13 protein-coding genes are annotated in these 13,792 nt (G+C 59.4%); 1 reads left to right on the forward strand and 12 read right to left on the reverse strand.

Annotated features, from left to right (window positions below; all coding sequences use genetic code 11):
- Position 1 precedes the first annotated feature (1 nt).
- The 12 genes from Q1A63_RS09915 to Q1A63_RS09970 form a co-directional block, all read right to left on the reverse strand.
- Positions 2 to 832 carry a carbohydrate ABC transporter permease gene (locus Q1A63_RS09915; RefSeq protein WP_298970805.1) on the reverse strand — a complete coding sequence of 277 codons (831 nt, stop codon included), beginning with the start codon at positions 830 to 832 and terminating at the stop codon, positions 2 to 4.
- Between the two features lie 10 nt (positions 833 to 842).
- On the reverse strand, positions 843 to 1,709 hold the full coding sequence (locus Q1A63_RS09920; RefSeq protein ID WP_298970804.1) for a sugar ABC transporter permease: 867 nt from the start codon (positions 1,707 to 1,709) through the stop codon (positions 843 to 845).
- A 119-nt stretch (positions 1,710 to 1,828) separates the two neighbouring features.
- The gene (locus tag Q1A63_RS09925) at positions 1,829 to 3,109 is read right to left on the reverse strand and encodes a sugar ABC transporter substrate-binding protein (RefSeq protein ID WP_298971585.1); all 1,281 of its coding nucleotides are present in this window, start codon (positions 3,107 to 3,109) and stop codon (positions 1,829 to 1,831) included.
- 136 nt (positions 3,110 to 3,245) lie between these two features.
- A complete protein-coding gene (locus Q1A63_RS09930) occupies positions 3,246 to 4,196 on the reverse strand; it encodes a sugar-binding transcriptional regulator (protein ID WP_298970801.1) in 951 nt (316 codons plus the stop codon).
- The gene (locus tag Q1A63_RS09935) at positions 4,186 to 4,929 is read right to left on the reverse strand and encodes an HAD family hydrolase (RefSeq protein ID WP_298970800.1); all 744 of its coding nucleotides are present in this window, start codon (positions 4,927 to 4,929) and stop codon (positions 4,186 to 4,188) included. Before Q1A63_RS09935 ends, Q1A63_RS09930 begins: the two co-directional genes overlap by 11 nt.
- Before the next feature lie 79 nt (positions 4,930 to 5,008).
- Positions 5,009 to 5,650, reverse strand: a complete 642-nt coding sequence (gene eda, locus Q1A63_RS09940; protein WP_298970798.1) for a bifunctional 4-hydroxy-2-oxoglutarate aldolase/2-dehydro-3-deoxy-phosphogluconate aldolase — start codon at positions 5,648 to 5,650, stop codon at positions 5,009 to 5,011.
- 15 nt (positions 5,651 to 5,665) lie between these two features.
- The gene (gene edd / locus Q1A63_RS09945) at positions 5,666 to 7,471 is read right to left on the reverse strand and encodes a phosphogluconate dehydratase (RefSeq protein WP_298970796.1); all 1,806 of its coding nucleotides are present in this window, start codon (positions 7,469 to 7,471) and stop codon (positions 5,666 to 5,668) included.
- 52 nt (positions 7,472 to 7,523) lie between these two features.
- On the reverse strand, positions 7,524 to 8,531 hold the full coding sequence (gene gap / locus Q1A63_RS09950; protein WP_298970794.1) for a type I glyceraldehyde-3-phosphate dehydrogenase: 1,008 nt from the start codon (positions 8,529 to 8,531) through the stop codon (positions 7,524 to 7,526).
- A 225-nt stretch (positions 8,532 to 8,756) separates the two neighbouring features.
- Entirely contained in the window at positions 8,757 to 9,371 is a 615-nt protein-coding gene (locus tag Q1A63_RS09955; RefSeq protein ID WP_299631399.1) for an adenylyl-sulfate kinase, read from the reverse strand.
- A gap of 26 nt (positions 9,372 to 9,397) precedes the next feature.
- Positions 9,398 to 10,174: an ATP-binding cassette domain-containing protein gene (locus Q1A63_RS09960; protein WP_299631544.1), complete on the reverse strand. Its 777-nt coding sequence runs from the start codon at positions 10,172 to 10,174 to the stop codon at positions 9,398 to 9,400.
- Positions 10,174 to 11,247: an ABC transporter permease gene (locus tag Q1A63_RS09965; protein ID WP_298970790.1), complete on the reverse strand. Its 1,074-nt coding sequence runs from the start codon at positions 11,245 to 11,247 to the stop codon at positions 10,174 to 10,176. The genes Q1A63_RS09960 and Q1A63_RS09965 overlap by 1 nt, the downstream gene beginning before the upstream one ends.
- A gap of 126 nt (positions 11,248 to 11,373) precedes the next feature.
- Positions 11,374 to 12,399, reverse strand: coding sequence for a sugar ABC transporter substrate-binding protein (locus tag Q1A63_RS09970; protein WP_298970788.1), 1,026 nt, complete (start codon positions 12,397 to 12,399; stop codon positions 11,374 to 11,376).
- Between the two features lie 191 nt (positions 12,400 to 12,590).
- On the opposite strand from Q1A63_RS09970, the gene Q1A63_RS09975 reads away from it, so the two are divergent.
- Positions 12,591 to 13,790, forward strand: coding sequence for an ROK family transcriptional regulator (locus tag Q1A63_RS09975; protein WP_299631546.1), 1,200 nt, complete (start codon positions 12,591 to 12,593; stop codon positions 13,788 to 13,790).
- Positions 13,791 to 13,792: the final 2 nt, after the last annotated feature.

Below are 13,792 nucleotides of genomic sequence, written 5' to 3' on the forward strand. Positions count from 1 at the left end.
TTTACTTCACCGCGCCGAACGTCAGGCCGCGCACGAGTTGTTTCTGGCTGAACCAGCCCATGATCAGGATTGGTGCAATGGCCATTGTCGAGGCCGCTGAGAGTTTCGCGTAAAAGAGCCCTTCAGGACTGGAGTAGCTGGCAATAAAGGCGGTCAGCGGTGCCGCCTTGGCAGCGGTCAGATTGAGCGTCCAGAAAGCTTCGTTCCAGGCGAGAATGAAATTCAACAGCAGTGTTGATGCGATGCCCGGAACCGCCATGGGCGTGAGAACATAGATGATCTCCTTGGGCAGCGACGCGCCGTCCATCCGAGCCGCCTCAAGGATCTCGCCGGGGATTTCCTTGAAGTAGGTGTAGAGCATCCAGATGATGATCGGCAGGTTGATGAGCATCAAGACGATGGTCAGCCCAAGGCGTGTGTCCAGCAGGCCCATTTTGATGAAGAGCAGGTAGATCGGATAGAGCACACCCACCGCTGGCAGCATCTTGGTCGACAACATCCACAGCAGGATGTCCTTGGTCCGCCTGGAGGGCACAAAGGCCATCGACCAGGCGGCGGGCACCGCGATGATCAGACCCAGGATGGTCGACCCGCCCGCGATGAAGACCGAATTCCACAGGAAACGCATGTAGTTGGAGCGTTCCTGCACAACGGCATAGTTCTCCAGCGTCCAGTCGAAGAACAGAAAGACGGGTGGGTTGCTGATGGCCTGGGCCTCGGTCTTGAAGCTGGTCAGGATCGTCCACAGGATCGGGAAGAAGATGACCAGACCGATGGACCAGGCGATTGCGGTGTTCAGAGCTTTGCGATTGTTTGTAACAGCACGTGCCATGATTTGCTCCTCACGCGTCCAGGTTTTTGCCGACGATGCGCATCAGGAAGATGGCAACGATATTGGCAAGGATGATGGCGTAGACACCGCCCGCGGACCCTAATCCGACGTTCTGACTCTCCAGCACGCGCTGGAAGATCAGGTAGGAGAGTGTCTTGGTGCCGAACGCACCGCCGGTGGTGACGAAAATCTCCGCAAAGATCGACAGCAGGAAGATCGTCTGGATCAGCACGACAATCGTGATGGCGCGCGCCAGATGCGGCAGGATGAGGTACCAGAACCGGCTCATGAAGGACGCGCCGTCCATCTCAGCCGCCTCCAGTTGCTCGCTATCAAGCGACTGCACGGCGGTCAGCAGGATCAAGGTTGCAAAGGGCAGCCACTGCCAGCTCACGATCATCACAATCGATTGCATCGAGGCCTGACTAAGCCATTCGACCGGGGTAGCGCCGAAGAATTTCCAGACATAGGCAAAGAGCCCGTTGACCGGATCCATGAACATGTTCTTCCAAACCAGCGCTGACACGGTGGGCATGACAAAGAAGGGTGCGATCACGAGGATCCTGACGATGCCCTGCCCCCACATGGGCTGGTCCAGCAGCAGGGCCAGAATGATGCCGAGGACGATGGTGATGATGAGCACACCGCCCACGATGACCAAGGTGGCCTGTACACTTGGCCAGAAGGCGCTCGAACCTATGAAACGTGTGTAGTTATCGAAACCCGCCCAACCAAGGTCGCCACCGCGCAGTGGCAGGTATTTGCGGAATGAAAACCAAAGGGTCATCGTCAATGGCACGAGCATCCAACCCAAAAGAAGGATCACGGCAGGTGCCATCATCAATCTGGCTGCGGATCGGGATTGTTGGGTCGCCATAACACATCTCCTCTGTTGACGGACAAATCTGCCGCCTGGAAACAATCAGTCGAATGGAACGAGTGGTAAATAAGTGTCCAGAGGGCGGCGGACCGCCCCCTGGTAAGTCGAAGGGGGCCTTACCTGTAGCCTGCCGCTTCCATTGCGTCGTTGGTCAAGGCCTGAGCTTTTGCCAACGCTTCTTCTACTGTTTGCTGACCTGCATAGACTGCCGAGAATTCCTGGCTGACCTCTGTTGCAATGCCAGCGAATTCAGGGATCGCTGCGAACTGAATGCCTACGTAGGGGCTTGGTTCCACGGTGGAGTCGTTCGGATCAGCTGAAAGGATCGAGTCCAGCGTTTTCTGAGCGAAAGGAACCTCCTGATAGTTCGGGTTCTCATAAAGCGAGGCCCGTGCGCCCGGAGGCACGTTTGCCCAGCCTTCGTTCTCCGCGACCAACTCGATGTACTCTTTGGAAGTGGCCCATTCGATGAACTCTTTTGCTGCGTCTTCTTTCTGAGTACCGGCAGGAATTGCCAGAGCCCAGGCCCAGAGCCAGTTCGACCGCTTGCCAAGACCGGTATCGGGGGCCAATGCAAATCCAACCTTATCCGCGACGGTGGAGTCGTCGGGGTTGGTCACGAAGGATGCCGCAACTGTGGCGTCGATCCACATGCCGCATTTGCCCTGCTGGAACAGCGACAGGTTTTCGTTGAACCCGTTTGTGGCATATCCCGGAGGGCCCGCGTCATTCATCAGGTTGACGTAGAAGTTCAGCGTGTCGGCCCAGGGCTGTGTGTCGAACTGGGCGTTCCAGTCCATGTCAAACCAGCGGGCGCCAAAAGAGTTTGACATCGCTGTGATGAAAGCACCGCCTTCACCCCAGCCGGCCTTGCCGCGCAGGCAAATGCCGTTGATCTCGTTGTCGCGGTCCGTCATCGCGCGGGCGGCTTCGCCGATGAAATCCCATGTCGGGGCATCGGGCATTTCCATGCCAGCCGCTTCCATCAGATCGGTGCGGTACATGATCATGGACGATTCGCCATAAAACGGCGCCGCATAGAGCGTGCCGTCGTGAGACAGACCACCGGACATGGCGGGCAAGATGTCACCCACGTCGTATTCCTCGGACAGACCGTCCAATGGAACCAGCCAGCCATTCGCGCCCCAGATCGGCGTCTCATACATGCCGATTGTCATGATGTCGAAAGCACCGCCCTTGGTTGAGATGTCAGTCGTTACCCGCTGACGCAGCACGTTTTCTTCCAACGTCACCCACTCAACGGTGTGCCCCGTCTTCTCGGTGAAGTTGTCCGTGTAGCCTTGCATGCGGATCATGTCGCCGTTGTTGACTGTAGCGATTGTGAGCGTCTCTGCGGTGGCAGCAGTAGACAGCGCTGCAATAGCGCAAGCGCCCATAAGGCGGCTTACCGTGTAGATCATTAGTTCCTCCCAAAACGTCATATGAGCTTTTGCTCACCGTGATGACAATTATTCACAACTATGTGCGCGCGAGTCAACCAAATTCTTGGCGCCATATGTATTCTAGGTTGAATTATGCCAATAAATGGCGGGCGCAGGTCTCGTCGGTAATCAAACCCGAAATGAGCTGGCCTTTCAGGGCTGCCGCAAGCGCTTCGTACTTACGTACGCCTGCGGCGATGCACACAATCGGGGATCCGGCCGTGTCGGCGCGCACGCCGTTGATCAAGGCATTTGAGCCGCCCTCCAGGTATTTGCCATCACTGTCGAAGGCCCAGCCAACAATCTCGCCGACAGCCCCCCGGGCCAGCAGCTCATCGATTTCGGCCGTGTCGATGAACCCGTCAATGATCATCGGCGCCGTGTGGGACACATCGCCAATACCAACAAAGGCAATGTCACACTCACGCGCCAGCTTCAGTGCGGTTTGCGCGTGGCGCAAGCCGAGATAAAAATCCCTGTCGGCCTCGCTTTCGGCATGCAGCGGCAATGCCAGTGGAAAATGGCGGGCTCCCACGCGGTCCGCGAGGCGCATGATCACCTGATACACCGTGGCCGAGCCGTCGCGCGCGGCGTTACCAATCAGGGACACCAACCTGTGATTTGGAAAATCAAGCACGGGCATTTCGTCGACAACCTGGCGCAGGGTCCGCCCGGTTCCGAGCGAAATCACCAAGTCTTCGCTGTTTTTCAAAACGCGCTCGATCTCCTTGGCAGCGACAGGTGCGATGGACTTCACGGGATCCATACCTTCGGGCAACGCGGGCGCGACCCGCGCAAGGGTCAGACCGAACTGTGCCTTCAAGGCGCGCTCAAGCTCCAGACAAGCCGCGATCGGGTGGTTCAGGCGCACAGCGATCAAACCATCCGCAACGGCCCGCGCGACCAGACGCTGTGCGCGTTGACGCGAAATGCCGAGCTCGCGCGCGATGTGATCCTGCGTCATGCCCCCCAGATAGTACATCCAACCCGCACGGGCCGCGAGGTCGACCGCGGGCTCGTCTGTGCCTGATTTAGCTGCCATGTACCTCTCCGTCCGGTCTCCGCCCGATGCCCGGCGCTTGGTCGAATAACTCATCAAATGCGCTGACCTTGAAATGCGGCCCCTTCGGAAACCCCGCGACCTCGATGTCAGTGTCGGCCATTTTGCGCATATGTGCGCCCCCTGTAAACCAGGCCGCGTGCATGCCCGCGGAAAGGGCCGCCTGCAAGCCCACGCTGCTGTCTTCGACAACCAGGCATTTGTCCGGCGCGGTATTCATCTTTCGGGCGGCGTGCAGGAACAGATCGGGCGCGGGTTTGCCATGGGCTACTTCGGAAGCTGTAAAGACCCGATCGCCAAATCGGGCGCGCACACCCGTCAGCTCAAGCGAGCGCGCAACCCGAATGGGGCTGCTGGAGGTGGCGATGCAAAACGGCACGGTGAGATGATCGAGCAATGCCTCCACCCCCGCTACCAGCCGCAGATCGGTCTCGAAGGTCTCAAACAGGCGCTGGCGGTAGTCGCTTTCGAACCGGGCGGGCAAGCGCACGCCGAAGAGATCGTAAACGCATCCGGCGACGGTGGGAAAACTGCGGCCCAGAAAATGCTCGCGCACAAATGCGACGTCAATCTGGATGTCCCACCCGCTGAGCAGCGCAATCAGGGTTTCCGCGCTGATGACCTCGCTGTCGATCACCACGCCGTCGCAATCCAGGATCAGCAAGTCAGGCTCCAAAAGCCGGTTCCTTGCAGAATGATCCGTTTTGTGTTGCATCTATGATGACCCCGAGTGAAGCCCGGAACATCGCCAGAAGTGACGGGAATTTCAACTGCAAAGCCAGAATTGTCGGCAATCAGACCTTCAGCGTGCTGGCTTCCTGGGCCAAAGCTTCGATCCCGGTCCAGTCACCCGCCAACACCATATCCGCCGGTGCGACCCAGCTGCCGCCCGCACAAATCACATTGGGCAATGACAGATAGCTCTCGGCGTTTTTGGGGCTGACCCCCCCTGTCGGACAAAAAGAGATTTGCGGCAATGGCCCCCCGATGGCTTTGAGCGCGGGCGCGCCTCCCGAGGCTTCGGCAGGGAAAAACTTGAGCACATCATAGCCCCGCTCAAAGAGCCGCATGGCCTCTGATGCGGTCGCGGCCCCGGCAAGCAAGGGCAGGTCTTCTGCCTCGCAAGCATCAAGCAGCGCGTCAGTTGCCCCCGGGGACACACCGAACTTGGCCCCGGCGGCTTTGGCGTTCTTGACGTCCTGCGGCGTGACAAGCGTGCCCGCCCCAACCACACCGCCAGGAACTTTCGCCATTTCCGAAATCACCTCCAGCGCAGCCGGGGTGCGCAGGGTGACCTCCAGCGCGGGCAAGCCACCGGCCACCAGTGCTTCGGCCAGAGGCCGCGCGTGACCTGCGTCCTTTACAACCAGAACCGGAACGATGGGGGCCAAACCGCAAATCTCTCGGGCCTGCCTGCTGGCGTCCTGCGGCGTCATGGCAGGTTCCTTTCCTTAAAAGAGCACACTTGCGCCGGTGTCGGCAGTGCCAACAGACCGGCGGAATTGCGCAAAAAGCTCACGGCCAAGACCGAATTCATTGGCGCCCAGATTGACCCGCACCGCCGCGCGGTCAAGCACGCCGGGGGTCAATATGTCAAGGTCCCCCGCCACCGCGTCCACACGCAGGATATCGCCGTCCTGCAGTTTAGAGATCGCACCGCCGTCCAAGGCCTCGGGGCTGACGTGAATGGCCGATGGTACAGACCCTGACGCACCGGACATGCGCCCGTCGGTCACCAGCGCCACGTTGATCCCTTTGGCCTGCAGGTTTTTCAGCACCGGGGTCAGGCTGTGCAACTCGGGCATGCCGTTGGCTTTCGGCCCCTGAAAGCGCACCACGACCACGGTATCTTCGATGATTTCACCAGCCTTGCAGGCGGCTTTCACGTCTTCCTGATCGTTGAACACACGCACCGGTGCCTCCACGATCTGATGTTCCGGTTTCACGGCGGACACCTTCATCACCGCGTTCCCAAGCGACCCGTTAAGGCGCTTCAAGCCGCCCGTCGGCTGGAAAGGGTCGGAAGCCGGGCGCACGATCTTCTCGTTCAGGCTCTTTGCCGTGCCATCTTCCCAGACGACCACACCGTCGCGCAACTTGGGTTCTCGCGTGTAGACCTCGAGGCCACCCCCACCGACGGTTTTGGTATCCGGATGCAGCAGACCTGCCCCCAGCAATTCGCGGATCAGGTATCCCAGACCGCCTGCCGCGTGGAAATGGTTCACATCCGCCAGACCGTTCGGATAGACCCGCGCCAGCAGCGGCGTGACTTCTGACAGATCGGAGAAATCCTGCCAGTCGAGGATGATACCCCCCGCGCGCGCCATGGCGACAAGGTGGATCAGCAGGTTGGTCGAGCCGCCCGTCGCGTTGAGCCCGATAATGCCGTTCACATAGGCCTTTTCATCCAGCACATCGCAGACCGGCAGATAGTTGTCCCCCAGATCGGAATGCGCAAGTGCACGCTGGGCCCCCGCCTGGGTCAGCGCATCCCGCAGGCCGGTGTTCGGCGTCACGAAACTTGACCCCGGCAGATGCATGCCCATGAATTCCATCAGCATCTGGTTGGTATTCGCAGTGCCATAAAAGGTGCAGGTACCCGGGCCATGGTAGGCGCCCATTTCCGCCTTCATCAATGCGTCACGACCCACTTCGCCGGCGGCAAACTTCTGGCGCACCTGGCTTTTTTCATCGTTGGACAGGCCTGAGGTCATCGGCCCGGCGGGCAGGAATACCGTCGGGATATGCCCAAAGGTCTGCGCGGCAATGATCAGCCCCGGCACGATCTTGTCGCAGACGCCCAGATAGACCGCGGCGTCAAAGGTGTTGTGGGTCATGGCGATACCGGTCGCCATCGCGATCAGATCGCGCGAAAACAGGCTCAGCTCCATGCCGGGCTCGCCCTGGGTGACACCATCGCACATTGCAGGCACGCCGCCAGCCACCTGCGCCGTGGCCCCAGCGGCACGTGCGGCCTCACGGATCAGCTCCGGGAACCGCTCGAATGGCTGATGCGCGGACAGCATGTCATTGTAGGTGGTGACAATGCCGAGGTTCGGCGCGGTTTCATGGGCCATGGCCGACTGGTCCGGGCCCGCGCCGGCATAGGCGTGCGCCTGGCCACTGCAGCTGAGATGCCCGCGGGCGGGCCCCTTGACCCGCGCATCGGCCATGCGTTTCAGATAGTCGCCCCGTGGCCCTTCGCTGCGCGCAATGATGCGGTCCGTGACGCGGGCAATCGTGTCATTCAAAGTCATCTCGGTTCCCTCCGAGCTTGGGCGCTCAGGTGCTGGTGCCAGATGTTTGGCTTCAGGTTTTGGACAGTTCCGCAAGCCTGCGCCCGGTGTCGATCATCCGGTTCGCAAAGCCCCATTCGTTGTCATACCAGCTGACAACCCGCACCAGGCCGTCCTGAGTGACGCTGGTTTGTGGCGCGGCGAAGCTGGAAGAATGCGGATCGTGATTGTAGTCGATGGAGACGGTCGGGTCAGTTTCATAGGACAGGATGCCCTTCAACTCACCTTCGGCGGCGGCCTTCATCGCGGCGTTGATGGCATCCTTGGTCGCTGGCTTTTCCGGCACAAAGGCCAGATCGACAAGCGAGACATTGGGCGTCGGCACCCGCACGGCGGACCCTTCAAGGCGCCCCTCCAGGTGCGGCAGGACCAGCGAAATCGCTTTCGCGGCCCCGGTTGATGTCGGCACCATCGACAGCGCCGCCGCACGCCCCCGGTAGAGGTCTTTGTGCGGTGCGTCATGGGATGGCTGATCGCCGGTATAGGCGTGAATGGTGGTCATGTAGCCGGTCTTGATGCCGAATGCCTTGTCCAACACATAGGCCACCGGGGCGAGGCAATTCGTGGTGCAGGACGCGTTGGAGATCACGATATCATCCTTGCTCATGTCCTTGTGGTTCACACCATACACCACCGTGCGATCCGCCCCTGCCCCGGGTGCGGAAATCAGCACGCGGCGCGATCCGTTCTCAAGGTGTTGTGCTGCTTTTTCCCGTGCGGTGAAGAGCCCGGTGCACTCCATGGCAACGTCGACGCCATCCCAGGGCAATTCTGCCGGGTTGCGGATCGCCGTCACCTTGATGGTCTGGCCGTTGACAACAAGCGCATCGCCTTTGACCTCCACATCCGCTTTGAAGCGGCCATGCACACTGTCATATTTCAGAAGATGCGCCAACGTTTCAGGCGATGACAGATCATTGATTGCGACGACTTCAACATCGTTGACCTCGTTTTCGACCAAAGCGCGCAACACGCCACGCCCGATGCGGCCAAAACCGTTAATTGCAACTGCGTGTGACATCATCTTCCTCCAGAATTCTTCCTGCTCAGCGCATCAGACGCGCGAAAGGGCTTTGTTAGCGCTAACGAACATATTCCAACCGAAACATCAATGGCTGATTTTGCCGCAGACTGGGCTGGCATGGTAATTCGGTGGCATGATGCTTGTTCAACGTCCCAGTGACCGCAGACACCGCCAGCTTAGCACGAATTTGAGCCTAAGGCGCCACCTTATCGCGAATCGAGTTCAGGCGTCCGGACTGTCGTTTTCAAAGACGACATCACAGGGCAGGCTTTCGGATAAAACGCGACGAGCATTTGGCAAATCATTCCCCTCGGCCCGGGCTATGGCATCCTCGGGTGCAAGGCCCTGATCCAACCAACGTTCGGTCAGTCTTTGCCGCAGGACCGGTTCGGGAACGGATAGCGCGATCCGCACATCCCAGAGCGACGAAAGATCGCGCCAATTTGGCGCGTCCAGCAACAGGTAATTGCCCTCGACAATCACCGTATCGCAGGTTTCTGCCAGCACATCCGCGCCTGCAATCGCAATGTCACGAGATCGGTCAAACAGGGGGTAATACACCGGGTTGCCCGCGCCGAGCGCAGAGACCAGACGGGCAAACCCCGCCACATCAAATGTCTCCGGCGCGCCCTTGCGATGGCGCAATCCCATGCCGTCGAGCAGGCTATTATCCAGGTGAAACCCGTCCATCGGCACCACCTGCGCCGGGCTGCCCTGCTGCGTCAGATGATGCGCCAATTGCGCAGCCACAGTCGATTTACCGCTGCCGGGCGCACCCGCCATCGCAACCAACCGACGCTCGGCCCTGCGCGGCGCGGCCAGGACATAGTCCGACAAGGCCGAAAGACTATTCAGTGAAACGCTCAAGCGGCAACAGTCTCGGTAGGCGGTTCCTTGGCCCCTGTCATAAAGGCCACGGCGTCCGACATCGTGTAGTCCTTGGGATCAATCACACAGAGGCGTTTGCCCAGACGGTGCACGTGGATGCGGTCGGCAACCTCAAAGACATGCGGCATGTTGTGACTGATCAGGATGATCGGGATGCCGCGCGATTTCACATCCATGATCAGTTCCAGCACCCGGCGGGATTCCTTTACCCCCAAGGCAGCTGTCGGCTCATCCAGAATGATCACTTTCGAGCCAAAAGCCGCAGCCCGCGCAACAGCAACCCCCTGCCGCTGACCGCCTGAGAGCGTCTCAACCGCCTGGTTGATGTTCTGAATGGTCATCAGTCCAAGTTCCGTCAACTTGTCACGGGCCAGACGTTCCATCTCCGCGCGGTCCAGCTGGCGCAACCATTTGCCCCGAAACCCCGGTTTGCGGATTTCGCGGCCCATGAACATATTGTCCGCAATCGACAGGGCAGGCGACATCGCCAATGTCTGGTAAACCGTTTCGATCCCCTCATTGCGGGCATCAATGGGCGATGTGAAATTGACCCGCTTGCCCTCCAGCCAGACCTCGCCCTCGTCCGGGATCACGGCGCCGGAAACCGCCTTGATCAGCGAGGATTTACCCGCGCCATTGTCGCCAATCACTGCGAGTATTTCGCCCGGCATCAGATCGAAATCACAATGATCCAATGCCGTGACCTTGCCGTAGCGTTTGACGAGGTTGCGGCCTTTGAGAATGGGTTCCATCACACCGATACCTTTCTGATCCATTGATCCACGCCCACGGCGGCAATGATAAGCACGCCGATCAGCAGATAGGTCCATTGCGCATCCGCCCCCAGCAGGCGCAGGCCCAGCGTAAAGACCCCGACGATCAGCGCACCAAAGAGCGTGCCCATGATGGAGCCACGTCCGCCGAAGAGTGAAATCCCGCCAATCACCACGGCGGTGATGCTTTCGATATTGGCCAACTGGCCGGAGGTGGGCGACACCGATCCGATGCGCCCGACCAGCGCCCAGCCCGCAAAGGCGCAGATCAGCCCCGCAAGCATATAGACGGAGATCAGCGTTTTCTTGACGTCCACGCCCGACAGTTCCGCCGCCTCCGGATCATCACCGACGGCATAGACATGCCGCCCCCAGGCCGTGTGTTTGAGGGCATAGGCCAGGACAAAGACCAGTAGCAGCATGAAGACGACGCCGAAGGTCAGCCGCGCCCCGCCCAGTTGAATGGTGTTGCCGAAGAATTGCAAAAGCGGCGCTTCCGCTTCGATCTCCTGCGAGCGGATCGTTTCATTGGCGGAGTAGAGGAAATTGGTGGCCAGAACGATCTGCCACATGCCCAGCGTCACGATGAAGGGGGGCAGCTTGACGCGCGCCACCAGCCAGCCGTTGATAAAGCCGATCAGGGTACCGCAGAGCAGACCGCAGGCGACGGAGATCTCGACCGGGATGCCATATCGGAAGGTGAATTGGCCCATCACCACCGAAGACATCACCATGATAGCGCCAACACTGAGATCAATCCCGGCGGTCAGGATCACGAGGCTTTGCGCCGCCGCGACGATGCCGACGATCTGCACCTGTTGCAGGATCAACGTGAGCGCGAAGGGCGAAAAGAACTTGGTGCCCAGCAGCAGCCCAAAGATCACAATCGATGCAATCAAAACGATCAACGGCACCAGCGAGGGGTTCACATGCAGCAGGTGCTGGATTGTCCCGACAAACCCGCGGTGCGTGTCTTCGAATGCCGCCACCGCTTCGGGGCTTTTCTTCAACTCGCTCTCGAATTCTTGCGTTTTTCCCGATGCCTCAGACACGAGATCCCCCTCCCATTCAACGGGTGCTGGCCCATCCATTTGTTGTGATAGTGTGACAGACCGGAACGAAATTGTCGCGGTCGGATGCGGCGCGCGCTGTCACGCACGCCACATTTTTTTATAGGTTTAGCCCCAGCAGAGGTCTTTGCCTTCGGAGACAGAGATTGACTCAACCCCATCGGCGGGCGCATCTGTCACAAGAGCGACACCTGTGTCAAAGAATGCCTTGCCCGGTGTCGGTTCCGGCTTCACGCCTTCGTCTGCCCATTTCTTGATGGCTTCAACACCCAGCGAGGCCATCAGCAGCGGGTATTGCTGTGATGTCGCGCCGATCACGCCATCCGCCACGTTCTGCACACCGGGGCAGCCGCCATCGACGGAAACAATCAGCACTTCCTTTTCGCGCCCGATGGCCTTCAGCGCTTCATAGGCGCCAGCAGCCGCGGGTTCGTTGATCGTGTGCACAACGTTGATCGACGGGTCCCGCGCCAGCAGGTTTTCCATCGCACGACGGCCGCCTTCTTCGTTGCCGTCGGTCACGTCACTGCCAACAATACGGGCATCACTTTCATCGCCGATCACATTTGGATCTGCCAGATCAATGCCAAAACCATCGAGGAATCCCTGGTTGCGCAACACGTCAACGGTGGGCTGGCTCACGTTCAGGTCGAGGGTCGCAATCTTCGCGCTGTCCGCCGCATCGCCCAGTTGCGCCCGCGCCCATTCGCCGATCAGAACCCCGGCCTTGTAGTTGTCTGTAGCAAAGGTTGCATCCGCTGCATCGATTGGCTCCAGCGGCGTGTCGAGCGCGATCACCAGAAGGCCTGCATCCCGCGCCTGGGTTACCGCCGACACGATGGAAGAGGTGTCTGATGCCGTGATCAGGATGCCCTTGGCCCCGTCCAGAATGCAGGTCTCAATCGCCTGAACCTGGGTTTCATGATCGCCATCCACTTTACCGGCAAACGCCTTCAAGGTCATGCCAAGCTCCGCGGCCTTGGCCTCGGCACCCTCTTTCATTTTCACAAAGAACGGATTGGTGTCTGTCTTGGTGATCAGGCAAGCGGTCACGTCGTCGGCCGCAAATGCAGCGCCGCTTGTTGCGCCCAATGCGCTCAGACCAAGGATTGTGCTGGCGAGAAGTTTTTTCATGTTTTCCTCCCAAGGAAACTAAAAAATTGTTTTGCTTGAGACGCTGGCAGCGCGCCTCCCCTGCGGAATCCTCCCCAACAGGTCTCGGTTAAGACACATCATTTCAGAACGGCTGTCAATAAATAAATAAACTTGATTTATTAATTCGAAAAGTCGATATTGCCCAAGTAAATATGAGTATGGGCGACCTTATGGATGGCAACAAGGTCAAGGGATTGAGCAGCGGCGTGAACCAGCGCGGGGTGCGCAATTATAACGAGCGCCTGCTGCTTTCCATGTTCATGCGCCATGGTGCACTGCCCGGCAGCGACCTTGCCCGTATGGCTGGCCTGTCCCCTCAAACCGTCTCCGTGATCCTGCGCAAGCTGGAAAAAGACGGCCTTTTGGCGCGGGGTGCGCCGCAGCGGGGCAAGGTGGGCAAGCCGTCTATTCCAATGGATCTCTCAGCGGAGGGCGTCTTTTCCTTTGGGCTTAAAATCGGGCGGCGCAGTGCGGAGCTGTTGCTGCTCAATTTCAAGGGGGACGTGATCAAGCAACTGCATCTCTCCTACCCCTACCCTTTGCCCGAAACAGTGTTTGGATTTCTCGAAGATGGCATTGACCAGCTGATGGAGGAGATGAGTGCCGCTCAGCAAAACCGGATTTGCGGGATCGGCGTCGCCTCCCCGTTCGAACTTTGGAAGTGGCACGATCTCTCAGGTCCACCGGTCGAGGATTTCAGCTCCTGGAAAGACATCCATTTTGCCGAAGAGGTGGCCAAGTTCAGCACCCTGCCAATTTTTGTATGCAACGACGCAACGGCGGCCTGCCGGGCGGAACACCTTTACGGGCTGGGCAAAGAGTATCGCGACTACGCCTATTTCTACATCGGTTCGTTCATCGGCGGCGGCGTGGTGCTGAACCACACGGTTTTTGAGGGCAATCAGGGCAATGCCGGGGCATTAGGGTCGTTGCGCACAACGGGCCCGCTTGGCGAGAGCCGTCAGTTGATCGATGTGGCCTCGCTGCATCTGCTTGAAGGCCGGCTTGTCGAAGTCGGGCTTGATCCCAAGCAGCTCTGGCAGATGCCGCAGAATTGGGAGGCCCTGTCGCGCTATGTGGATCCGTGGATCGGTGAAACCGCCCAGGAACTGGCCAAGGCCGCACTCTCCATTTGCTCCGTCATTGATTTCGAGGCGATCCTCATCGATGGCGCCTTCCCGGACGCTGTGCGCACGGAACTGGTGGACCGCGTGCGCCGCTATCTGATCACTCAGGACACCCGCGGTCTGCTGGCCCCACGGATCGAAGCGGGCGACATCGGCTTTAACGCGCGCGCAATCGGCGCCGCCAGCGGGCCAATTTTTTCGCAATTCTTCCTGAACACCAACGCCGGTCTGTCCTCGGTCTGACG

The sequence above is a fragment of the uncultured Roseobacter sp. genome, from assembly GCF_947499265.1.
In the GTDB taxonomy this organism is placed as follows: domain Bacteria; phylum Pseudomonadota; class Alphaproteobacteria; order Rhodobacterales; family Rhodobacteraceae; genus Roseobacter.